Raw genomic sequence first — 20,570 nt, forward strand, 5'->3', positions numbered from 1 at the left:
GTCCTGTGAAGTCGATGTCATCTGAAAGGAAATGTGGAATCTATTCTACATTATGGAATAGCATATACGAGAAGCATTATCATTGAGAGCACCCTCGTGACCGTATTGCGCCGCCTTGCCTTGCCGATGTTCGCCGCCGCCCTCTCCCTGCTGGGACACGCCGCGCCTGCTGCCGCCGATCCCCAGCCCAGGCGCATCGTCTCGACCACGCCCAGTGTCACCGGGATTCTCCTGGCCATGCAGGCGCCCCTGGTTGCCAGCGCCGCGACCACGCCCAGCAAGCTCACCGACGCCAAGGGTTTTTTCACCCAGTGGGCCCAGGTCGCGGACGAACGCGGAGTCGAGGTGCTCTACCGCAACCTGCGGTTTGATATCGAAGCGGTGGTGGCCAGCGATGCCGACCTGCTGATCGCCTCGGCCACCGGTGCCGACAGCGTCGCGCCTTACCGCAGCGAGATCGAGGCCCAGGGCGTGCCGGTGATGGTCGTCAACTACTCCAACCAGAGCTGGCAGGAAATCGCCACCGAGCTCGGCAAGCGCACCGGCCTCGAGCAGCAGGCGCAGGCCGCCATCGAGCGCTTCGATGCCTACGCTGCAAAGGCGGCCGCGAGCTTCACGCCCCCGCCGGGTACCGTGAACGTGATCGGCTACAACATCGCCGGCAGTTTTTCCATCGGCCGTGGCAGCAGCCCCCACGCACGCCTGCTCAGCGCGCTGGGCTTCAAGGTGGCGGAGCTGCCTGCGGCGCTGGCGGCCAAGGTCACCCGCGCGTCGGACTTCCAGTTCATCTCGCGTGAGAACCTGCCTGCCGCCATCAACGGCGACAGCGTGTTCCTGCTGGGCGGCAGCGATGCCGACGTGCAAGCCTTTCTCGCCGACCCGGTCCTGGCCAACTTGCCCGCGGTGCAGCACAAGAGGGTGTATCCGCTGGGCCCCAGTTCGTTTCGTATCGACTACTACTCTGGCCAGCAGATGATCGACACGGTCGCCGGGCAGTTCCGCTGAGCCATGGGCCTGATGTCCACAGACCTGGCGCGGCCCCGCTCGCCTGTGCGCCGTCGTGCGGGGCGTAGCCGAGGACTGCTGATCGGGTTGTCGTTGCTGGTGCTGCTCGCCCTGCTGAGCCTGGCCATTGGTTCTAGCAACATTCCCCTGACGACCACCCTTGATGCCCTGCGCGCAGCCGATCCGCACAATGATCAGCACCTGGTGATCCGCGAACTGCGGCTGCCGCGCACCCTGATTGCCTTGCTCGCGGGCCTGGCTCTGGGGGTCTCCGGCAGCGTGATGCAGGCTGTCACGCGTAATCCGCTGGCCGAGCCGGGGTTGCTGGGGATCAATGCAGGTGCCGGGTTGGCGGTGATCACCAGCGTGGTGCTGCTCGACCTGACCAGCATGTCCCACTACCTGTGGTGTGCGTTTCTCGGCGCAGGTCTGGCGGGAATGGTGGTATTCCTGCTCGGCCAGGCCCATGAAACCGGCACCAACCCGGTACGGCTGGTGCTCGCGGGCGCGGGCCTGTCGGTGATGCTGGCATCACTGACCGGCATCATCGTGCTCAATGTCCCGCCAGAGGTGTTCGACCGTTTTCGCAACTGGGCGGCAGGTTCGCTCTCCGGCAGCGGCTTTCACCTGCTCGAACTGCCTGCCGTGGCAATCGCCTCGGGCCTGATGCTAGCCCTGTCCATCGCTGGCAATCTCAATGCCCTGGCCCTGGGCAAGGAGCTTGGCCAGGCGCTGGGCATGAACCTGCGCCTGACGTGGCTGCTGGCCTGCCTGTCGGTCATGCTGCTGGCCGGCGCGGCAACGGCGATCGCCGGGCCGATCGGCTTCGTCGGCCTGGTGGCCCCGCACCTGGCGCGCATGCTGGTCGGGCCCGACTACCGCTGGATCATGCTGTACGCCGCGCCCATCGCGGCGGCCCTGTTGCTGGGTGCCGATGTGCTCGGCCGGGTCATCGCGATCCCGGCGGAGATCGCTGCCGGGGTCATCGCCCTGCTGCTGGGCGGACCCTGTTTCATCCTCCTGGTCAGGCGTTTTCGCCTGAGCCGGCTGTGAGCGGCATGAGTCCGGTCCATGCGTTACGCTGGGGTGGACGGTCGGTCCGCTATCGGCCCAGGGCTGTCCTGGTATGCCTGCTGCTGGTGATAGTCGGGCTGGTGCTCGCCGCCATATTGCTGGGCACCGGCACACTGGCACTGGGCCCTGGCGAAGTACTTGCCCATCTGCTGGGCTGCGGGCCGGAAGATACCGCCCAGCGCGTCATCCATCGGGTGCGCCTGCCGCGGCTGCTCACCGCCTGCCTGGTCGGATCGGCATTGGGGATGGCCGGGGCGATCTTCCAGTCGATCTCGCGCAATGCCCTCGGCTCGCCGGACGTGATCGGCTTCACCACCGGAGCCGCCAGCGGTGCGATCGTGCAGATCATGCTGTTCGACGCCGGTCCCCTGGCCACCGCTGTCGCCGCAGTGGCCGCCGGCCTTGCTACCGCGCTGCTGGTATTGTTGCTGGCGCGCAAGGGCGGCTCCAGCGGCGGCTACCGCCTGGTGCTGGTGGGTATCGGCATTGGCGCCAGCTTGTCAGGGCTGAACAACCTGCTGCTGGTAAGCGGCAACCTCGACCAGGCGATGTTCGCGCAGCTCTGGCTGGCCGGCTCGCTCAACACGCGCACCTGGTCGCATGTGCTGCCCGCCGGTTGCGCACTGCTTCTGGTCGTGCCCTTGGCGCTCTACCACGCCCGCCGCGTCAACCTGCTGGAGATGGGCGACGAGATGGCCAGCCAGCTTGGCGTTCCGACCGAGCGCACCCGCAGGGTAATGGTGCTGACCGCAGTGGCACTGACGGCGGTCGCGACCGCGTCGGCCGGTCCCATCGCCTTCATCGCCCTCGCCGGTCCACAGATCGCCCGTCGGCTCACACGCTCGCCAGAGGTGCCGCTGGTTTCAGGCGCGTTGCTGGGGGCCGTGTTGCTGATGGCCGCGGACTTGATGAGCCAACGGCTGGCGACGAGCGTGAACCTGCCGATCGGGTTGATGACGGGGCTGCTTGGAGGGGTGTATCTGTTGTGGTTGTTGGGGCATGGCAAGCGGCTTTGAGGGTTGATCGTATCCATCTACTTGGTCGGTTACTTGGTCGGTTACTTGGTCGGTTACCAGATCGCCCCTGATTACCTTCACCTGCCTTTTCCCGATTGCTCACATTGGTTCACAAATTCCTGAACTGATTATTTGCCGCTGGGGATTTGTCCCGGGGGCGCTGCTCACCAGAATCGGTCCACGACAATCACAATAATCGTGAGCCCCATGGACCAGATCCTCCAAGCCCAGGTTCGGCAAGCCGCCGCCGACCTCGTGGACGCCTTCGCCAGCAATGACACCGCGCGCTATTTCGACTGTTTCAGCGAAGACGCCAGCTTCTTCTTCCACACCTTGCCGCAACCGCTGCACTCGCGCCGCGCCTACCAGGATCTCTGGCAGCAGTGGCAGGCCGAGGGCTTTGCCGTGCTCGGCTGTCAGTCGAGCAATGCCAGCGTAAGCGTGCAAGGCGAGGTGGCGATCTTCATGCACGATGTGGCCACGCATATTCGCCAAGGCGGCGTAGAGCATCGACTGCAGGAACGCGAGACCATTGTCTTTCGCCTGCACGGCGAACGCTGGCTGGCGTGCCACGAGCACCTTTCGGTCGTCTCCCCGGCCTGACTTTTTCGCGGCGTTGCCGCACTGCCATCGCACCCATAAAAAGGCCCGCGCTACTGCGCCGGGCCACTACAACAGCGCTGGAGCCTTACGATGAGCCAATCGACTGGTATCGAAACCAATGGGGTCGAGCAGATCCCCGACCACCAACGCGACGCCTCGCCCACCGACCTGTTCCGCCTGATCTTCGGCGGCGCCAATACCTTCGCCACCGCGGTGCTGGGCAGCTTTCCGGTGCTGTTCGGGCTGTCCTTCGAGGCGGGAATGTGGGCGATCATCCTTGGGGTTGCCGTCGGCGCGCTGATCCTTGCGCCGATGGGGCTGTTCGGTGCGCTCAATGGCACCAACAACGCGGTGTCGTCCGGGGCGCACTTCGGGGTGCACGGGCGGATCGTCGGCTCGTTCCTGTCGCTGCTGACGGCGGTGGCGTTTTTCTCGCTGTCGGTGTGGAGCTCGGGTGATGCGCTGATCGGGGGTGCCAAGCGCCTGGCGGGCCTGCCGGAAACCGACCTGACGCTGGGATTGGCCTACGGCCTGTTCGCGGTGCTGGTGCTGGTGGTCTGCATCTTCGGTTTTCGCTTCATGCTGTGGGTCAACAAGATCGCGGTGTGGGCGTCGAGCCTGCTGTTCCTGCTGGGTATCGCCGCCTTCGCGGGGCCGTTTGACGCGGGCTATGCCGGCAGCGTGAACCTCGGCCAACCGGGCTTCTGGGCGGCCTTCGTCGGCTCGGCGATCCTGGCCATGAGCAACCCGGTGTCGTTCGGGGCGTTCCTGGGCGACTGGTCGCGCTACATTCCTCGGCACACCGCGAAATCCCGGATCATGCTGGCGGTGATCGCGTCCCAGGCAGGCACCCTGATTCCCTTCTTCTTCGGACTGTGCACGGCCACGCTGGTGGCTTCCCAGGCACCGCAGTACATCGAGGCCAACAACTACGTGGGCGGCCTGCTGGCCATTTCGCCAGCCTGGTTCTTCCTGCCGGTGTGCCTGATCGCGGTGATCGGCGGCATGTCCACCGGCACCACGGCGCTGTATGGCACCGGGCTGGACATGTCCAGCGTGTTTCCGCGCGTGCTGAGCCGCGCCGCAGCAACCGTGTTGATCGGCGTGGCGGCGATTGCCTTCATCTTCATCGGCCGCTTCAGCTTCAACCTGGTGCAAAGCGTGTCGACCTTTGCCGTGCTGATCATCACCTGCACCAGCCCTTGGATGATGATCATGATCCTGGGCCTGATCACCCGACGCGGTTTCTATCACGCTGATGACCTGCAGGTGTTCACGCGCGGGGAGCGCGGTGGCCGCTACTGGTTCCAGCATGGCTGGAACTGGCGCGGCATGGGCGCCTGGATTCCCAGCGCGGCGCTTGGCCTGTGCCTGGTCAACCTGCCGGGGCAGTTCGTCGGGCCGCTGGGCGAGATCGCGGGCGGTATCGACATCAGTCTGCCGGTCACCTTGGGCATGGCCTGCGTGCTGTACCTGGCGCTGCTCAACCTGTTCCCCGAACCCGCCGCGGTGTATGGCCCCGAGGGACCGCGCTGGGTGCGCTCGAAAAGCACCGCCTGCGTCTCGCTGGGCACCGCCAACATGGCCTGAATGACCTGAATCGCTGACTGGAAACCGATCATGACTTCACCGCACTACATCGATGGCCACTGGGTCGAAGGCAATGGCGCCGACTGCATCACTGTCCATGACCCGTCGCTGGGCGAGCCCTTCGCCGAGCTGCGCGCCGCCAGCGTCGAGCAGGTCGACCAGGCCGTCGTTGCGGCACGCCGGGCGCTGCCGGGCTGGAAAAATCACAGCGCCAGCGCGCGCGCGGCCTACCTGAGAGGATTCGCCGAGCATCTGGGCCAGCGCCGCGAGGCGTTGATCACCTTGCAGATGCGCAACAACGGCAAGCCCCGCCACGAGGCGGAGGTGGACCTGGACGATGCCGTGGCCACCTTCAACTACTACGCCGGGCTGGCCGAACAGCTGCCGGGCAGGAACGCCGACGTGCCACTGGCGGCGCCCGGTTTCAGTGCCCGTACCCGGCTGGAGCCGGTCGGCGTGGTCGGGCTGATCGTGCCGTGGAATTTCCCGCTGGTGACCAGCGCCTGGAAAATCGCACCCGCCTTGGCAGCCGGGTGCACCGTGGTGCTCAAACCGTCCGAAGTCACTCCGCTGGTCGAGCAGGCCTACGGCCAGATCGCCGACGCGCTGGGCGTGCCGCCCGGCGTCTTGAACATCGTCAACGGCAAGGCCGAGACCGGCGCGGCGCTGAGCAGCCATGACGGCCTGGACAAGCTCTCGTTCACCGGCAGCAACACCGTCGGCAGCCTGGTGATGCGCAGCGCCGCGAGCCAGTGCCGGCCGGTGACACTGGAGCTGGGCGGCAAGTCGGCGATCATCGTGTTCGATGACTGCGACGTGGATCAGGCGGTGGAGTGGATTGTCGCGGGCATCAGCTGGAACGCCGGGCAGATGTGCTCGGCGACCTCGCGCCTGCTGATCCAGGACGGCATCGCCGACGCCTTGCTGCCCCGTTTGCAGGCGGCCCTCGAAAACCTGCGCGTGGGCAATCCGCTGACCGAGGAAGTGGACATGGGCCCGCTGACCAGCCAGGGCCAGTGGCTCAAGGTCGCGGCCTATTTTGCCACCGCGCGTGAAGAAGGCCTCGAGTGCCTTGCGGGCGGGAAAAACCTGGATCGGCCTGGCTGGTTCGTCAGCCCGACGCTGTATGCCGACGTGCCTGCGCACAGCCGCCTGTGGGCCGAGGAGATCTTCGGGCCGGTGCTGTGCTCACGGCGTTTTGCCACGGAAGCCGAAGCGATTGTCCTGGCCAACGACAGCCACTTCGGGCTGGTTGCCACCGTGTGCTCGGCCGACATCGAACGCGCCGAGCGCGTGGCCGATGCGCTGGAGGTCGGGCATGTGTGGATCAACTCGATCCAGGCGGTGTTCGTTGAAACCTCGTGGGGCGGCACCAAGGGCAGCGGCATCGGCCGGGAGCTGGGGCCGTGGGGGTTGGCGGGGTATCAGTCGGTGAAGCATGTGACGCGGTGTCTCTAGCGCCGCCCTTGGTATCAACGCCGTAATCTGTGTGTCAGGACGGCCCTTCGCTGGCAAGCCAGCTCCCACAGGTACAGCGCTGTCCGTAGTAACGGCGCTGTGTCTGTGGGAGCTGGCTTGCCAGCGAAGAGGCCCGCTCAGGCACAGCGCACCCCCGAACGGTGGCGCTGGACCTATGGGGCCCCGCCCCGCAGTTGCAGCATCACGACGCCGCGTCAGGCCCTCGCGTCGCGGTGTCCTGCAGCAACACCATGCTCTGCGGCGACGACAGGGCGATCCCCTGCTCGCGCAGCCGTCCGAGAATGGTGAACAGCAGGTCGCTACGCGCCCCGGACACCGCGCGCGGGCCGGCGACATAGCCGCTGACGCTGAGCACCAGGCCGGTGCTGGTCAGGTCCTTGAAGCTCACCGACGGCGAGGGCGCATCGAGAATCGCCTCGTGCTCGCGATAGGCCTCAAGCAACAACTCGCGCACATGCGAGGCGTCGGTTTCCAACGGCAAAGTCAGGGTAATGCCGACCACGCCAAGGGCGTTGCCCATGGTCACGTTGCGCACGTTCTGCGAGATGAACTGCGAGTTGGGCACGATCACCGTTGAACGGTCGGACATCTGGATCTCGGTGGCGCGCACGTTGATCCGGCGAATGTCACCTTCGACACCGGCCAGGCTTACCCAGTCCCCCACCTTCACCGGACGCTCGGTCAGCAGGATCAGGCCGGAGATGAAGTTCTGCACGATCGCCTGCAGGCCGAAACCGATACCGACCGACAACGCACTGACCACCCAGGTAAGGCTGGTGAGGTTGATGCGCAGGATCGACATGACCAGCATCGCCAGGAACAGGAAGCCGAGGTAGCCGACCAGTGTGACCAGCGAGGCACGCATGCCCGCGTCCATTTCGGTTTCTGGCAGCAGGCGCTCGCTCAGCCACTGTTTGAGCACACGCAGCCCGAACAGGCCACCGACCAGCAGCACCAGCGCCACCAGGATGTCCTGCGGGACGATGTTGAGGTTGCCCAGGGTCTTGGAGCCGCTGACGTTCCAGTCGCCAAGGCTCAGCAACAGCTCACCGGGGCTGGTACCGGTCGGCAGGATAGCCAGCAAGGCGGCGGTGAACAGCAGCACCGTGCGACCCACGCCCGCCAGAACGGTGCTGGCCTGGGCCTGATGACGCGGCGCCAGGCCCAGTGCGGAGGCCAGCGCCAGGCCGCCCGGCTGACGGGGTGAGAGCAATGTCTCGCACAGGTCACCGAACGCTGCCACTAGCAGATAGGTGCAGGTCGCGATCACGCTGATCCACAGCAGCTTGCCAGTGAGGAAATAGGCCAGGGTCAGGTAGCCGGTCAGCAGCGTCAGCAGGATCGCCGCGACCCAGGCGGTGATGACGAAGGGAATCAGCCCTGCCAGACCCGGCGGGCGCTCCAGCTGATGCTGCCGGCGGATCCGGCGGTACTGCACCAGCGCCACCGCGTAGATCACCGCGACAACCAGCGCGGTGAGCCCGTTGGTGGCAACGGTCAGCGCCAGGCTGCTGGCGATCACGCTGTTGATGCGTTCCTGGGTCAGCAGCAGCATCAGCGCCCCGCCCAGCACCGGGGCGAACCAGTGCAAGGCCGAGGCCACTTCGTCGGGAATGGTCGGCAGGCGCCAGGACGGGCGCGCCAGCATCAGCATCGCCCGCCCTAGCCCGGCGATGAAGGAGCAGAACACCACCAGGGTCAGGATCTGGTTGGTCAGGCTGGCGATATCGGGCCCCAGCTCGGCACTGTTTTCCAGCCCCCAGCGCACCAGCGAGACGGCGCCGCCGATGGTGGTCAGCGTGGCCAGGCCGACCCCGAGCGCCAGCGCGCTGCGCCGCAGCCGGCCTTCGGGCAGCCAGCGGAGCACCGCCCAGGCAAGGAATCGTTCAAGCAGACGACGCCCTAGTGTCCAGACCAGAATGGCAGCGATCAGGCTGCCGATGAAAAAGCCGCGGATTCCGGCGCTGACCGCGCTGTCCACGGCCGCGACGGCTTCGTCGCGCAGGTCGCGCAGGCGGCCCAGGTCGTCGGCGGTCGGGCGGATCAGGGTTGACCAGAACGCCGGGCTGAGCGGGCTGGCCGCGCGCGACGTGACCTGTGAGTTGAACAGGCCGCGGCGCAGGTTGATGATCTGCGCCGCCAGGTCACGGCCCGACTGGGCAAGCTGGGTCGCCTGCTGGACCTGGGCGGTGACGGCCTTTTTCTCGGCCGTGAGCTGCTGGCGCTGGCGCTTGATGCTGTCGGCCTCGTCAGGCAGGACCGGCCCCAGCACGTTGAGCTGGTCATCGACCCGCTGAAGATTCGCCGTCCGCTCGGTGCCCAGTGCGTCGGCCTGGCGCTGCACCTGCAAGGCGCCTTGGCGCAACTGGGCGAGCAGGTCGTCGTTGGCGTTGCTGGTCACGCCCTGGCGAATCAGGTCGAGCCGGTCGCTCAACTGGTCCAGCGTGGCATCTTCGGCCAGCGCCGGCATTTCGGCGATCGCCGTGCGCGGCGCCGCCGTATCAGTGGCCGACCAGGCCGGCAGGGCCACCCAAAGCATCAGGGCGAGAATACCCGTGCACAAACTGTTCAGGCTTACGCGCCTCATCGAACTTTCCTCTTTCATGTCGCGACGGGGCGGATTCTACGCCGGATGGGGCTCAGACAGGAGGCGTTTCACGTTCCAGCAACTGACGCTTGCGCTCGACGCCCCACCGATACCCGCTCAGGCCTCCATCGCGGCGCACCACGCGGTGACAGGGGATGGCGACCGCCAGACGGTTTGCCCCACAAGCCTGCGCCACCGCCCGTACCGCACCCGGGGCGCCGATCCGCTCGGCCACCTCGGTGTAGCTGGCCCGGGCGCCCACCGGTATCTCGCGCAGGGCCTGCCACACCCGCTCCTGGAAGGCGGTGCCCTGCACGTCCAGGGGCAGGTCCAGGCCCAGTACCGGCGCCTCGACAAAGCCCACCACCTGGGCGACCAGCTGCTCGAACCCGGCATCACCGCCGATCAGCCGGGCGCTGCGGAACTGCTCCTGCAGCTCGGCCAACAGGTGCTCGGGATCGTCGCCGAGCAGGATGGCGCACAGGCCGCGCTCGCTCTGCGCCACCAGGATCGCGCCCAGCGAGCACTGGCCGACCGCGAAGTGGATGGTCACGCCCGCTCCGCCTGCACGAAACTCGCGCGGGCGCATGCCCAGGCGCTGCCCGGCGCTCTCGTAGAACCGACTGTTGGAGTTGAAGCCGGCGCCGTAGAGGGCGTCAGTGACCGAAGCCGAGGCGTCACCCAGCCGCTCCCGCACCCGCCGCGCGCGGAAAGCAGAGGCGTAGGCCTTGGGGGTAACGCCCGTCTCGGCCTTGAACTGGCGCTGCAGATGGAAGGGGCTCATGCCCAAATGCTGCGCCAGCTGCGCGAGGCTTACGGGTTCCGGACTGGCCTCGATCAGACGGCAGGCGCGGGTCACCCACTCGCTGCGCTGGCCGGGACCGCCGATGCAACGTTGGCAGGGACGAAAGCCAGCGGCCTGGGCGGCCATTGGCGTGGCGAAGAATTCGACGTTCTCGCGTTTCGGGGTTCGCGCGCTGCAGCCGGGATGGCAGTAGATCCCGGTCGTGCGCACGGCATAGACAAACTGGCCGGTGGCGCTGGCATCGCGGTCCAGCACGGCCTGCCAGCGTTGGGGGTCGGTGGTGAAGGTCATGTCGATTTCCTCCCGTTCGCTTGCCGCATCAGGCCCGCCACAGGTACCACGAGGCCACGGTCCGATGCGGGCTCCAGACTGCCGCCAGCGCGCGCATCTGCGCCGGTGTCGGCGCTTTGTCCAGCCCTTTCAGGCGACGATAGCCCGCGCGTACGCCGAAGTCGTCAATCGGCAGCACGTCACCCCGCTCCAGGCTGTAGATCAGCAGCATTTCCACCGTCCAGCGGCCAACGCCGCGCAGGCTGACCAGCCGCTCGATCAACGCCCCGTCGCTGAGGTCCAGCGCCTCTTCCCGGCTGGGTACCACGCCGTCGAGGCGCGCCTGGGCGATGCCTAGAATCGTCGCCAGCTTGTTCGCCGAGAATCCGCAGGTGCGCAGCCTCTCCAGATCGCTGGCCAGCAACTGGGCTGGTGTTGGAAAGGCCTCCGCGGGGAACAACGCCAGCAACCGCCCAAGGATCGCATCGCCTGCCCGCGGATGAAGCTGCTGATAGGCAATGGCGCGCACCAGCGCTTCGAAGGGCTCGCGGGCCGGAGTTGGCTGATGCAGGCAGGGCCCGATGGTTGCGATGTGACGCGCCCAGTCGGGGTCGAGGCCGGACAGGAACCGCGTTGCATCGGCGAATGACTGAGAGGGGTCCATGTCGCCTGCCTTGCAGAGAGATGAACGTTGATCGTAGCGCAACCCGGGGGCCGTGAGGCTCCGATTCTTGCGCGGGAATGTTGGGGAAGTATTGAGCGCGGCTTTGCGCGCCTGCCCTCACCCATTGCCCTTTCCCCACGACCCCGCCTAAAATTGAGAACGATTCACAATCACACCAAGGCGTAGGGCTGTCGATACGATGCGGATGAATGACATGCTGAAACCGGCCGAGGTCGATCTGCTCTATCGAACCCATCATGCCTGGCTGCGCGGCTGGCTGCGGACACGGGTGGGCTGCCACGAGAACGCGGCCGACCTGGCCCAGGACACGTTCGTCCGACTGCTGCGGGCTCGCCAGTATTCCCCTCTCAAGGAACCGAAGGCCTACCTGAGCAGCATCGCCCGTGGCCTGATGATCGACCAGTTCCGCCGCCGCGCGCTTGAGCGGGCCTATCAGGAAAGCCTCGCCCATCTGCCCGAGGCCCAGGCTCCCAGCGAAGAGCAGCGGCTGATCATCCTCGACACCCTTGAACGTCTCGACCAGATGCTCCATCAACTCACGCAGCGGGCGCGCCAAGCGTTTCTGCTCGCTCAGCTCGATGGCCTGAGCATCCCGCAGGTCGCCGCGCAACTGAACGTGTCACGCGCAACCATAGAGCGCGACCTGACCAAGGCCCTGGCCGCCTGTTACCGGCTGCGCTATGCCGACGCCTGATCAGGTACCAGGGCAACCCCAGGTCGACCAGGCCATCGAATGGCTGGTCAGGTTGCGCTTCGAGCAGCCCAGCCCGCACACCGAGCTGCAGTTCCAGCAATGGCTGGCCAGCCATCCGAACAACGCCCAGGCCTGGCAACGGGTCAGCCGCATGAGCGATGAGCTCGCCAGCCTTCCCTCCGAGCTCAGCCGGCGCACGCTGGACAGCACGCGGCGCCAGCGCATCAATCGCCGTGACAGCCTCAAGCTGCTGGCCGTGCTCGCTGTCGGCGGCAGCCTGGGCTGGATGGGGCGCGAGCCACTGGGCTTGCCAGCGATGCTCGCCGATACCCGTACCAGGATCGGCGAGCGCCGCAGCCTGCAAGGCCGCGATGGCAGTCTTGTCCAGCTCAACAGCGCCAGCGCCGTCGACGTGCGCTACACCGCCGACCAGCGCCTGCTGACCCTGGTGCGCGGTGAGGTCAGCCTTGACAGCAACCCAGGCGACAATCGTCCGTTCCGCATCACTACCCGGCTGGGCGAGCTGCAAACCGCCGACGGCCAGCTGCTGCTGCGCGAAAACAGCCAAGGCCTGCTGCTGGCCGTCAAGCGCGGCGAGGTGGCGCTGTATCCGTCTTCGGCCACGCCGCACCTGGTCCATCCAGGCGAGACCTTGCAACTCGACCCGTTCGGCGGCTTCAAGGCGGTCAGCCTGCACGGCGATCCCTGGGGCTGGACCGAGGGCGTGCTGAGCGTGCAGCAGATGCCGCTGGGCGAGTTCGTAGACGAGCTGGCGCGCTACCGTCCCGGCCTGTTGCGCTGCGCGCCCGAGGTCGCCGGGCTCAAGGTTTCCGGTACATATCAATTGGCCGACACCGACCAGATCCTGCTGCTGATCGCCCGCTCGCTGCCGGTGCGCATCGACTACCGCACGCGTTACTGGGTGAGCATCAGCGCTGCATGAAAATTCTGAAAAATAATGAGGTGGAATCTCATTCTCGTCCGTCCTGAAGGAACAAAGCCCGAAAAGTGGTCTTGATATCTTCCAGGAGCGGTCGATGATTCACCCCAGTTCTCTTCGTAATGACAGGTTGCACAGCGCAGTTCGTGCCGCGCTGTTCGGCCTTGTGCTGGCCGGCACGTGCACCTTCCCCGCCATGGGCCACGCGGCCCCCGCCAGCCAGAGCCAGCAACGCGACTGGAAAGTACCGGCCGGCCCTTTGGCCCCGGCGCTCGACCAGTTGGCCCGGCAAGGCGGCCTCAACCTGTCCTTCGATGCGAACAGCCTTCACGGCAAGACCACCCAGGGTGTGCAGGGCCGCCATGACAGCGGCCAGGCGCTGGCCATCGTGCTGACAGGCAGCGATGTACAGGCGCAGCAGCAGGGCGACAACAGCTTTCTGCTGATCCCGGCGATGGATGCCAACGGCGCCATGGAGCTGGGCGCCACCGCCATTTCCAGCAACTACCTGGGCGAGACCACCGAGCACAGCGGCTCGTACACCACCGGCGCCGTGACCATCGGCAAGACCCCCCAGACCCTGCGTCACACCCCGCAGTCGGTCACCGTGGTGACCCGCCAGCGCCTGGACGACCAGAACATCACCAACCTCACCACCCTGCTGGAGCAGACCCCTGGCGTGGTGGTGAACCTTTTCGACAGCGAACGGGTGCAATACTACTCGCGCGGCTATTCGATCGACGCCATCCAGTACGACGGCGCCACCGTGGCGCAGGGCAGCGGCGGCGGCTCGTTCGTCCAGAGCGATTCGGCGATTCTCGATCGCGCCGAGATTCTGCGGGGCGCCACCGGCATGCTGCGTGGCGCGGGCAACCCGTCAGGCACGGTCAACCTGGTGCGCAAGCGCCCGACCCGCGAATTTCAGGGCGAAGGCAGCGTGACCCTGGGTTCATGGGATGCCCAGCGCTACGTTGCCGACCTGTCGGGCCCCTTGACCGAGACCGGCAACGTGCGCGGGCGGGTAATCGCCGTGCATGACGACAAGGATCTTTTCCAGGACTCGCGCATGGAGCGCAAGGAAGTCTTCTACGGCGTGCTGGCCTTCGACCTCAGTGACAGCACCACCCTTACCACCGGCCTGGAATGGACGAAGCTGGACGCCACCGGCGCCTGGGGCAACCTGCCGGCCAACTACGACGGCTCGCCCCTGCCCTTCGGGCGCAGCACCTACCTGGGCGCCGACTGGAACCGCTGGGACCGCAGCAACCTGCAGACCTTCGCCGAGCTCGAGCACAGTTTCGACAACGACTGGAAGCTCAAGCTGATGGCCCTGCGCACGCACTTCGAGCTGGATGACCATGGGTTCAAGCAGACCTATTTCAGCCGCGCCACCGGGGATGCCAACCCCACCCGCAACCCCTATCTGATGAATTATCAGGTCACCGAGGGTGATGGCGGGGAGAGTGTCCAGAACAACCTGAGCGCCACGCTCAATGGCCCGTTCGAGCTGTTCGGCAGAACCCATGACCTGATGCTCGGCGTGGAACGCATCCGCAACGACTCCTACGCATCGGCGACGCAGAATTCCATCTCCGGCATGTTCGACCTGCGCGAGTGGGACCCCAAGGCCAGTCTGGCCGAACCAAGCATCAACATCACCGCGCATCCCGTGCGCACCCGCACCACTCAGGAAGCTGCCTATGCCACCTGGCGCATTTCGCTGGCCGAGCCGCTGACCGCGATCATCGGCGCACGCGCGAACTGGTACGACTACGAGCAGGAAAACAACGTCCGCTCGAACGGCAAGTTCAGCGTCGACAACGAGATCGTGCCGTATGCCGCACTGATCTACGACCTCAACGAGCACTTCAGCACCTATGCCAGCTACACAGAGATCTTCAACCCGCAGACCGCCACCGACACCAGCGGTTCGGTGCTCGAGCCTATCAAGGGCGAGGCGTACGAGACGGGGATCAAAGGTGAGTTCTACGAGGGTCGCCTGAACACCTCGCTGGCGTTCTTTCGCATCTATCAGGTTGGCAACCCGCTTGACGATGTGAGCGGCCCCAACCCCTGCCTGCCCAACTATGCCAGTGGCTACTGCAAGGTCGCGGCGGGCAAGAACCGCAGCCAGGGCTTCGAACTGGAGGTGTCGGGCGAAGTGCTGCCGGGCTGGCAGGTCACGGGTGGCTACACCTACAACACCACCGAGTACCTGAAGGACACTGCCACCAACGCTGGCAACGCCATCCGCACCACCGACCCCAAGCGCATGCTACGCCTGTTCACCAGCTACCGGCTGCCAGGCGAGCTCGAGGCATGGACCGTTGGCGGCGGCGTGCAGGCCCAGAGCGATATCTACAACCGCAGCGGCACCGCCGAAGCGTCGCAGTCGGGCTACGCGGTGTACAACGCCATGGTGAACTACCGCTTCAACGATCACTACTCGCTACAGTTGAACGCCAACAACATCTTTGACAGAAAGTACTATCGCCAGGTCGCACCAACCCCGACGGGGTACTACTGGGGTGATCCGCGCAATGTGTCGGTGACGCTGCGCGGGAGTTTTTAGGCCGTACCGCCTGCAGTGATCCATTCATGACCGACGCTGTGGCTGTGGTCATGAATGGATGTGTCAACAACAAGCCTCGGGATACTCAGCGCTTGCCGGTGGAAGGCAGCAACACCGCCAGCAGGCCGAACAACGGCAGGAACGAGCAAAGGGTATAGACGTACTCGATGCCCCGCAGGTCGGCGAGATAACCCAGCAGCGCCGCGCCGATGCCGCCAAAGCCGAACATCAGGCCGAAGAAGATCCCGGCGATCATGCCCACGCTGCCCGGCACCAGCTCTTGGGCATAGACCACGATGGCCGAGAATGCCGAAGCCAGGATGAAGCCGATCACCACGCTCAGCACGCTGGTCCAGAACAGGTCGGCGTAGGGCAGCGCCAGGGTGAACGGCGCGACGCCCAGGATGGAGAACCAGATCACCGCCTTGCGCCCGATGCGGTCACCGATCGGCCCGCCAAAGAAGGTGCCCGCCGCCACCGCGCCCAGGAACAGGAACAGGTGCAGCTGCGAGCTCGCCACCGACAGGTCGAATTTCTCGATCAGGTAGAAGGTGAAGTAGCTGGTGAAGCTGGCCATGTAGAAGTACTTGGAGAATACCAGCAAGCCCAGCACCACCAGCGCCGCCATCACCCGCCGGCGCGACAGGCCGTGGGCGGCCTGGGCCGCGGCACGGGCCTTGAACTGGTTGAGGTGGTCCTTGTACCAGCGGCGCAGCAACAGCGTCACGCCAAAGAAGAACAGCCCGGCCAGGCCGAACCAGGCGACATTGCCCTGGCCAAACGGGATCACGATTGCCGCCGCCAGCAGCGGACCGAACGCGGACCCTGCATTGCCCCCCACCTGGAACGTCGACTGCGCCAGGCCAAAGCGTCCGCCGGAGGCCAGGCGCGCGATGCGCGAGGTTTCCGGGTGGAAAGTCGACGAGCCGATACCGACCAGCGCGGAGGCCAGCAGGATCATCGGGAAGCTGCCGACAAACGCCAGCATGACGATACCGACCAGGGTGCAGAGCGTGCCCAAAGGCAGCAGGTTTGGGGTCGGCTTGCGATCGGTGTAGAACCCCACCCATGGCTGCAGGAGGGAGGCAGTGATCTGGAAGGTCAGGGTGATCAGGCCGATCTGCGCGAAGCTCAGGTCATAGTTGGCCTTGAGTAACGGATAGATGGCTGGCAGCACCGACTGGATCAGGTCATTGATCAGGTGGGCCAGGGCGCAGAAGCCGATGATGCGCATCACCAAGGGATTGGCTTGGCTCGCGCTGGCGCTCGCCGAGGTACTGGTCTGGGTACTGCTGATAGCCATGAAATATACATCCGTCCGCGGTATCGGGATCCAATTATCAAGAAACAACTCGACACAATGCCACTGTTTTTACCGGCTATCTGCCGCGTGCTTGTAAATGGTTCTCAATATATTTAGCATCCGATCTTCGGTAGCCCCGTAAATCCTGGCGGATCCCCCGCCCTATCGCGAGCCGATTCAAGCCCATGTGCCCAATGCCCGCCCTGCAAGACTCGACTCTTGGCGATCCAGAGCAAGAGGCGATCGAGTGGTTTTCCCGCTTGCGCGAGCCTGCGTGTCCAGCAAGCCAGCGCAAGGCTTTCGAGGCCTGGCGCAAGATCCCGGACAACGCCTTGGCCTTCGCTGCCGTCGAGGCCTACTGGCATCAGCTCCAGCCAGCGTCGCCCCGCCCACGGCCACGACCGCTCCCGACGCTGCGCAGTCATGGCGGCAAGGGCGTTGCCGCCTTGTTCCTGTTGCTGGTCGCAGGCTTGCTCGCCTTCTATTGGCCGGTGCTGCAGCGCATGACCTGCGAACTGCCCACCAGCGCGGGTGAACGCCGATCCGTGCGGCTGCCCGACGGCTCGACCCTGCACCTGGACAGCGCCAGCGCGGTCAACCTCGACCTGCGCGGGCGCACCCGCATGCTGCAGCTGGTGCAGGGGCAGGCATACCTGGAAGTCGAGCTGGACGGGCGCCCGTTCGAGGTGCAGGTCGGCGATACCCGCGTCCAGATCTACGGTACTCGTATCATGCTGGCGCGCGGTGCCGGACAGAACGAAGTAGTGGTCCTCAAAGGCAAGGCCGGCGTCGGCGACCAAGGTAACGAACGCCTGCTCTCGGCCGGAGAGCGCCTCACCTTCGACGACCTGCGCACTGGCCCGGTCGAGCGGATCGACGGCCAGACGCGCACTGCCTGGCGCACCGGGCATCTGCAAGCCAGGGACATGCCCCTGGGGGACGTCATCGAACGGCTGGCGGGCTACCAAGGCAAGCGTGTCTGGCTGCTGGATGACCAGAAGGCTCGCCTGCGCATCAGCGGCGACTTCAATCTCGACCGCGCCGCCGCCAGCCTCGACGCCCTCGCCCATGACCAGAACCTGCAGGTTCACAGCCTGCTCGGCCAGGCGCTGGTCGTGCGTTGATCGAGGGCTTGGGGCTAAGCGTTTGATCGTAGGTTAATTTTTTTGAATCGGGGTGTTGACAGGGAGGCGTTTCGAGCTAATAATGCGCGCCACTTGGCTACATAGCTCAGTTGGTTAGAGCATAGCATTCATAATGCTGGGGTCCGGGGTTCAAGTCCCTGTGTAGCCACCAAACGTGAAAAAGGGCCTACCGAAAGGTAGGCCCTTTTTTATTGCCCGCGTTTTGCTTCAACGCGTTGATGGGTCGCCAGGCGCGGACAGAATGACGACCCGGCGCTGCCATCCCCGCCCCAGGTGCGGTAGCCCGCCGTGTCGATATGGATCCGCCCAGACGGATATCTCCCAAGGCCCATGTTCCACTGCTGCCCATGCTGCTGCCAGAAGCGGCACAGCGGATTGGGGTCGGCCCAGTCCGGCAGCAGCACGTCGACCGCGAAGGCCCGGGTGTGAGCGCTGTCCTTCGCGCCACCCGCGCATGCATTGAGCCGGGGATCGCGGTAGGCCGAGACGACCTCGAACTGGCGGAGCTGGCCTTGCTCGGTCAGGGCCTTGATCAGCTGCAAGGTGGAGCGTACGGCTGGCCATTGACGGGTCGGTGGAATCGCGAACGGCGAGGCGTTGCACAACCGCCAGTCGGAAGCCGAGCGCAGCAACTGGTGGATGGGGACAATCCCGTAGAGGCGTGCATCGACCAGCATGTCACGAAAGCGGCGGTTCTCGTGATCGCCGGCCCACTGGGCGAACATCCAGATGTCGCGGTCGTCGGCGTGGGTGGGGAGCGTGAACGATAGCGCGGCCGCCAGCATGCATCCTTGGGTCCATCTGGTGATCATGTCTGTATCACTCCCCACAGGTATTACTTTTCAACAGGTATCACTTTTCCACAGCCATCACTCCAGCTTGCGCAACCGATACTGCGGCGGCAACTGCTCGGGTCCGCTGATGGTGGTGTCCAGGCTCTTCCAACGACCATCCTTGATGCCGTAGATGCAGCCATGGATCGACAGGCCCTGCCCGCGGTGCCAGGCGTTCTGCACAATGCTGGTGTGCCCGACATTGGCCACCTGCTGGATCACGTTGAGCTCGCACATGCGATCAACCTTGGCCTCGCCTTCCAGCGGGGCCAGCTCGTCACGCTTCTCGTAATAGAGGTCGCGGATCGAGCGCAGCCAGCCGTCGATCAATCCCAGCTGACGGTCCTGCATGGCAGCGCGCACGCCGCCGCAACCATAATGGCCGGTCACCAGGATGTGCTTCACCTTGAGCACATCCACCGCGTATTGAATCACCGACAGGCAGTTCAGGTCGGTGTGCAGCACCACGTTGGCAACGTTGCGATGGACGAACAGATCACCGGGCAGCATGCCGACGATCTCGTTGGCGGGCACGCGTGCGTCCGAACAGCCGATCCAGAGAAACTCGGGCGTTTGCTGGCGCGCGAGCTTGGCGAAGAAGTCGGGGTCGCGCTGGGTGATGGCGTCGGCCCAGCGTGCGTTGTTGTCGATCAGTTCCTGCAGGTCGTGCATGTCAGTGCCTCATCAGGGGGTACCCATGTATGACGGGCCTGAGTCACACCCTCACTCGAACAGGGTGCAGGCCATCACCAGGGCATCTTCACGCCCGCCAGCCACCGGATAGTAATCCCGGCGCCGGCCGACTTCATTGAAACCATAGCGCTCGTACAGGCGGTACGCCGACTGGTTGCTCGCGCGCACCTCCAGGAAGCACTCGCGGCCATTGAGCGCGTAGGCGCGGCCCATCAGGTGCTCGAGCAGGCGCAGGCCCAGGCCTTTGCCCTGGCTCTCGGGCTTGACGGTGATGTTGAGCAGGTGCGCTTCGTCGATGATCACGTTGACCACGCCGTGGCCGACCTGCTGGCTGCCTTCGAACATCAGCCAGATTTCATACGACTTGAGCCCATCGAGAAAGATCCCGCGGGTCCAGGGATGACTGAACGCGGCGTATTCGATCTTCAGCACGGCATCCAGATCCGCCTCGGTCATGCGGCGGAAACTGATCGGGTCACTCATTCAGCAGACTTCCAGCGCGCCATCAGCCGGCGCATCGCTTGCCAGACGTGCGCCTTGCGCGGCGGCTCGTCCATCAACAGTTCAAGGCCGGGCAAGGCCCATGCGGTACCCAGGCCCGGCACGGTCAGTTCTTGGTAGTACGCATCATCCTGCACGCCGCCGGCAAAGCGCATGGCGGGCAGGCCGACCAGCCACAGGCAGCCACAGGGCGCGGTTTCCATCTGCACCTGGACAAAGCCCTGGACGAAGTCACGCGCCGCGTCCGGCCCCTGGTCGAGGCTGCCGCGGACCAGCAGCGGCCAGCGTACCGGCTCGCCAATGATCTGCGGGCTGTCGGGCAGGCCCGCGGCGCGCAGCATGTCCTTGAGCAGCAGGTAGGAAGGGTCGCGGCTCTGGAACGGCTGGCCAGTGACCAGTTCGACCAGCAGCAGGCAGTTGCCCGCACGCAGCAGCTGCAGCGCGAAACGCGGGGGCGGCACGGGGGTGGGACGCGCCACGGGGGCCGGTGCTTCGACCGGCGCCTCGGCCGGTTTGCTGGCGGCCTTGGCGATGCTCGCGGGGCGCGGGATCTCGATCTTCACGCGCTCGCTCGGGCGCACCACCGGGGCGGCAGGCACCTCGGCCCGGGGTAGCGCCTCGAGCGCGGGTGCGGCCACCGGCGCCACCGGCAACAGCAGCTCGGGGCGCGAGCTGGCGGCGAACGGCAGTTCGGCACGCGGCAGCCAGTGCACCACTTGCATGGCGTTGAGGTAGGCGCGGCGGCGGGACTCGGTCAACAAGGCGCGGGCATCCG

18 protein-coding genes and 1 tRNA gene are annotated in these 20,570 nt (G+C 65.7%); 11 read left to right on the plus strand and 8 right to left on the minus strand.

The genetic code is table 11. The annotated features are described in order from the left end of the window. Positions 1 to 126 precede the first annotated feature (126 nt). The 6 genes from fepB to VJS90_RS13075 all read left to right on the plus strand — a co-directional run bounded on the left by fepB (position 127) and on the right by VJS90_RS13075 (position 6,746). Complete coding sequence (gene fepB, locus VJS90_RS13050) at positions 127 to 1,005, plus strand: Fe2+-enterobactin ABC transporter substrate-binding protein (protein WP_414704939.1); 879 nt, start codon at positions 127 to 129, stop codon at positions 1,003 to 1,005. A gap of 12 nt (positions 1,006 to 1,017) precedes the next feature. Then, entirely contained in the window at positions 1,018 to 2,058 is a 1,041-nt protein-coding gene (locus VJS90_RS13055) for an iron ABC transporter permease (RefSeq protein WP_324122070.1), read from the plus strand. Positions 2,059 to 2,063: 5 nt separating this feature from the next. Further along, positions 2,064 to 3,095 carry a FecCD family ABC transporter permease gene (locus tag VJS90_RS13060; RefSeq protein ID WP_324122071.1) on the plus strand — a complete coding sequence of 344 codons (1,032 nt, stop codon included), beginning with the start codon at positions 2,064 to 2,066 and terminating at the stop codon, positions 3,093 to 3,095. Between the two features lie 207 nt (positions 3,096 to 3,302). Next, positions 3,303 to 3,698 carry a YybH family protein gene (locus VJS90_RS13065; RefSeq protein ID WP_324122072.1) on the plus strand — a complete coding sequence of 132 codons (396 nt, stop codon included), beginning with the start codon at positions 3,303 to 3,305 and terminating at the stop codon, positions 3,696 to 3,698. A 90-nt stretch (positions 3,699 to 3,788) separates the two neighbouring features. Further along, positions 3,789 to 5,288, plus strand: coding sequence for a purine-cytosine permease family protein (locus tag VJS90_RS13070; protein WP_324122073.1), 1,500 nt, complete (start codon positions 3,789 to 3,791; stop codon positions 5,286 to 5,288). Positions 5,289 to 5,318: 30 nt separating this feature from the next. Next, positions 5,319 to 6,746, plus strand: a complete 1,428-nt coding sequence (locus tag VJS90_RS13075) for an aldehyde dehydrogenase family protein (RefSeq protein ID WP_324122074.1) — start codon at positions 5,319 to 5,321, stop codon at positions 6,744 to 6,746. Positions 6,747 to 6,948: 202 nt separating this feature from the next. Here the strand turns inward: VJS90_RS13075 and VJS90_RS13080 are convergent, their stop codons facing one another. The 3 genes from VJS90_RS13080 to VJS90_RS13090 are packed head-to-tail and all read right to left on the minus strand — an operon-like array spanning position 6,949 to position 11,093. Next, positions 6,949 to 9,354 (minus strand): DUF3772 domain-containing protein, encoded by a 2,406-nt coding sequence (locus tag VJS90_RS13080; RefSeq protein ID WP_324122075.1) that lies wholly within the window; start codon positions 9,352 to 9,354, stop codon positions 6,949 to 6,951. Between the two features lie 52 nt (positions 9,355 to 9,406). Continuing rightward, the gene (gene ada / locus VJS90_RS13085; protein ID WP_324122076.1) at positions 9,407 to 10,450 is read right to left on the minus strand and encodes a bifunctional DNA-binding transcriptional regulator/O6-methylguanine-DNA methyltransferase Ada; all 1,044 of its coding nucleotides are present in this window, start codon (positions 10,448 to 10,450) and stop codon (positions 9,407 to 9,409) included. 28 nt (positions 10,451 to 10,478) lie between these two features. Beyond that, a complete protein-coding gene (locus VJS90_RS13090) occupies positions 10,479 to 11,093 on the minus strand; it encodes a DNA-3-methyladenine glycosylase (RefSeq protein WP_324122077.1) in 615 nt (204 codons plus the stop codon). Between the two features lie 199 nt (positions 11,094 to 11,292). On the opposite strand from VJS90_RS13090, the gene VJS90_RS13095 reads away from it, so the two are divergent. The 3 genes from VJS90_RS13095 (at position 11,293) to VJS90_RS13105 (ending at position 15,320) form a co-directional block, all read left to right on the plus strand. After that, positions 11,293 to 11,808, plus strand: a complete 516-nt coding sequence (locus tag VJS90_RS13095; RefSeq protein WP_324122078.1) for a sigma-70 family RNA polymerase sigma factor — start codon at positions 11,293 to 11,295, stop codon at positions 11,806 to 11,808. Next, the gene (locus tag VJS90_RS13100) at positions 11,795 to 12,751 is read left to right on the plus strand and encodes a FecR domain-containing protein (RefSeq protein ID WP_324122079.1); all 957 of its coding nucleotides are present in this window, start codon (positions 11,795 to 11,797) and stop codon (positions 12,749 to 12,751) included. The genes VJS90_RS13095 and VJS90_RS13100 overlap by 14 nt, the downstream gene beginning before the upstream one ends. A gap of 94 nt (positions 12,752 to 12,845) precedes the next feature. Beyond that, entirely contained in the window at positions 12,846 to 15,320 is a 2,475-nt protein-coding gene (locus VJS90_RS13105) for a TonB-dependent siderophore receptor (protein WP_324122080.1), read from the plus strand. An 85-nt stretch (positions 15,321 to 15,405) separates the two neighbouring features. Here VJS90_RS13105 and VJS90_RS13110 read toward each other — a convergent pair whose 3' ends face one another. Next, positions 15,406 to 16,623 (minus strand): MFS transporter, encoded by a 1,218-nt coding sequence (locus VJS90_RS13110; protein WP_324122081.1) that lies wholly within the window; start codon positions 16,621 to 16,623, stop codon positions 15,406 to 15,408. A gap of 185 nt (positions 16,624 to 16,808) precedes the next feature. On the opposite strand from VJS90_RS13110, the gene VJS90_RS13115 reads away from it, so the two are divergent. Together VJS90_RS13115 and VJS90_RS13120 are read left to right on the plus strand one after the other, a co-directional pair. Continuing rightward, positions 16,809 to 17,747 carry a FecR family protein gene (locus VJS90_RS13115; protein WP_324122082.1) on the plus strand — a complete coding sequence of 313 codons (939 nt, stop codon included), beginning with the start codon at positions 16,809 to 16,811 and terminating at the stop codon, positions 17,745 to 17,747. Between the two features lie 95 nt (positions 17,748 to 17,842). Next, a tRNA-Met gene (locus VJS90_RS13120) sits at positions 17,843 to 17,919 on the plus strand. A gap of 37 nt (positions 17,920 to 17,956) precedes the next feature. On the opposite strand, the gene VJS90_RS13125 is transcribed toward VJS90_RS13120, so the two are convergent. The 4 genes from VJS90_RS13125 to VJS90_RS13140 form a co-directional block, all read right to left on the minus strand. After that, on the minus strand, positions 17,957 to 18,553 hold the full coding sequence (locus VJS90_RS13125; RefSeq protein WP_324122090.1) for a YcbK family protein: 597 nt from the start codon (positions 18,551 to 18,553) through the stop codon (positions 17,957 to 17,959). Between the two features lie 84 nt (positions 18,554 to 18,637). Further along, positions 18,638 to 19,273 carry a carbonate dehydratase gene (gene can, locus VJS90_RS13130; RefSeq protein ID WP_324122083.1) on the minus strand — a complete coding sequence of 212 codons (636 nt, stop codon included), beginning with the start codon at positions 19,271 to 19,273 and terminating at the stop codon, positions 18,638 to 18,640. Positions 19,274 to 19,324: 51 nt separating this feature from the next. Further along, positions 19,325 to 19,777, minus strand: a complete 453-nt coding sequence (rimI, locus tag VJS90_RS13135) for a ribosomal protein S18-alanine N-acetyltransferase (protein WP_324122084.1) — start codon at positions 19,775 to 19,777, stop codon at positions 19,325 to 19,327. Beyond that, on the minus strand, positions 19,774 to 20,556 hold the full coding sequence (locus VJS90_RS13140) for an energy transducer TonB (RefSeq protein ID WP_324122085.1): 783 nt from the start codon (positions 20,554 to 20,556) through the stop codon (positions 19,774 to 19,776). Before VJS90_RS13140 ends, rimI begins: the two co-directional genes overlap by 4 nt. Positions 20,557 to 20,570 lie beyond the last annotated feature (14 nt).

It is taken from the genome of Pseudomonas sp. (genome assembly GCF_035277045.1).
Taxonomy (GTDB): Bacteria; Pseudomonadota; Gammaproteobacteria; order Pseudomonadales; family Pseudomonadaceae; genus Aquipseudomonas.

Excerpts from the sequence above, each read along its gene's own strand:
- fepB (WP_414704939.1), top strand. The coding sequence starts at position 127 with ATGTTCGCCGCCGCCCTCTCCCTGCTGGGACACGCCGCGCCTGCTGCC.
- VJS90_RS13055 (WP_324122070.1), top strand. The coding sequence starts at position 1,018 with ATGTCCACAGACCTGGCGCGGCCCCGCTCGCCTGTGCGCCGTCGTGCG.
- VJS90_RS13060 (WP_324122071.1), top strand. The coding sequence starts at position 2,064 with ATGAGTCCGGTCCATGCGTTACGCTGGGGTGGACGGTCGGTCCGCTAT.
- VJS90_RS13065 (WP_324122072.1), top strand. The coding sequence starts at position 3,303 with ATGGACCAGATCCTCCAAGCCCAGGTTCGGCAAGCCGCCGCCGACCTC.
- VJS90_RS13070 (WP_324122073.1), top strand. The coding sequence starts at position 3,789 with ATGAGCCAATCGACTGGTATCGAAACCAATGGGGTCGAGCAGATCCCC.
- VJS90_RS13075 (WP_324122074.1), top strand. The coding sequence starts at position 5,319 with ATGACTTCACCGCACTACATCGATGGCCACTGGGTCGAAGGCAATGGC.
- VJS90_RS13080 (WP_324122075.1), bottom strand. The coding sequence starts at position 9,354 with ATGAGGCGCGTAAGCCTGAACAGTTTGTGCACGGGTATTCTCGCCCTG.
- ada (WP_324122076.1), bottom strand. The coding sequence starts at position 10,450 with ATGACCTTCACCACCGACCCCCAACGCTGGCAGGCCGTGCTGGACCGC.
- VJS90_RS13090 (WP_324122077.1), bottom strand. The coding sequence starts at position 11,093 with ATGGACCCCTCTCAGTCATTCGCCGATGCAACGCGGTTCCTGTCCGGC.
- VJS90_RS13095 (WP_324122078.1), top strand. The coding sequence starts at position 11,293 with ATGCGGATGAATGACATGCTGAAACCGGCCGAGGTCGATCTGCTCTAT.
- VJS90_RS13100 (WP_324122079.1), top strand. The coding sequence starts at position 11,795 with ATGCCGACGCCTGATCAGGTACCAGGGCAACCCCAGGTCGACCAGGCC.
- VJS90_RS13105 (WP_324122080.1), top strand. The coding sequence starts at position 12,846 with ATGATTCACCCCAGTTCTCTTCGTAATGACAGGTTGCACAGCGCAGTT.
- VJS90_RS13110 (WP_324122081.1), bottom strand. The coding sequence starts at position 16,623 with ATGGCTATCAGCAGTACCCAGACCAGTACCTCGGCGAGCGCCAGCGCG.
- VJS90_RS13115 (WP_324122082.1), top strand. The coding sequence starts at position 16,809 with ATGTGCCCAATGCCCGCCCTGCAAGACTCGACTCTTGGCGATCCAGAG.
- VJS90_RS13125 (WP_324122090.1), bottom strand. The coding sequence starts at position 18,553 with ATGCTGGCGGCCGCGCTATCGTTCACGCTCCCCACCCACGCCGACGAC.
- can (WP_324122083.1), bottom strand. The coding sequence starts at position 19,273 with ATGCACGACCTGCAGGAACTGATCGACAACAACGCACGCTGGGCCGAC.
- rimI (WP_324122084.1), bottom strand. The coding sequence starts at position 19,777 with ATGAGTGACCCGATCAGTTTCCGCCGCATGACCGAGGCGGATCTGGAT.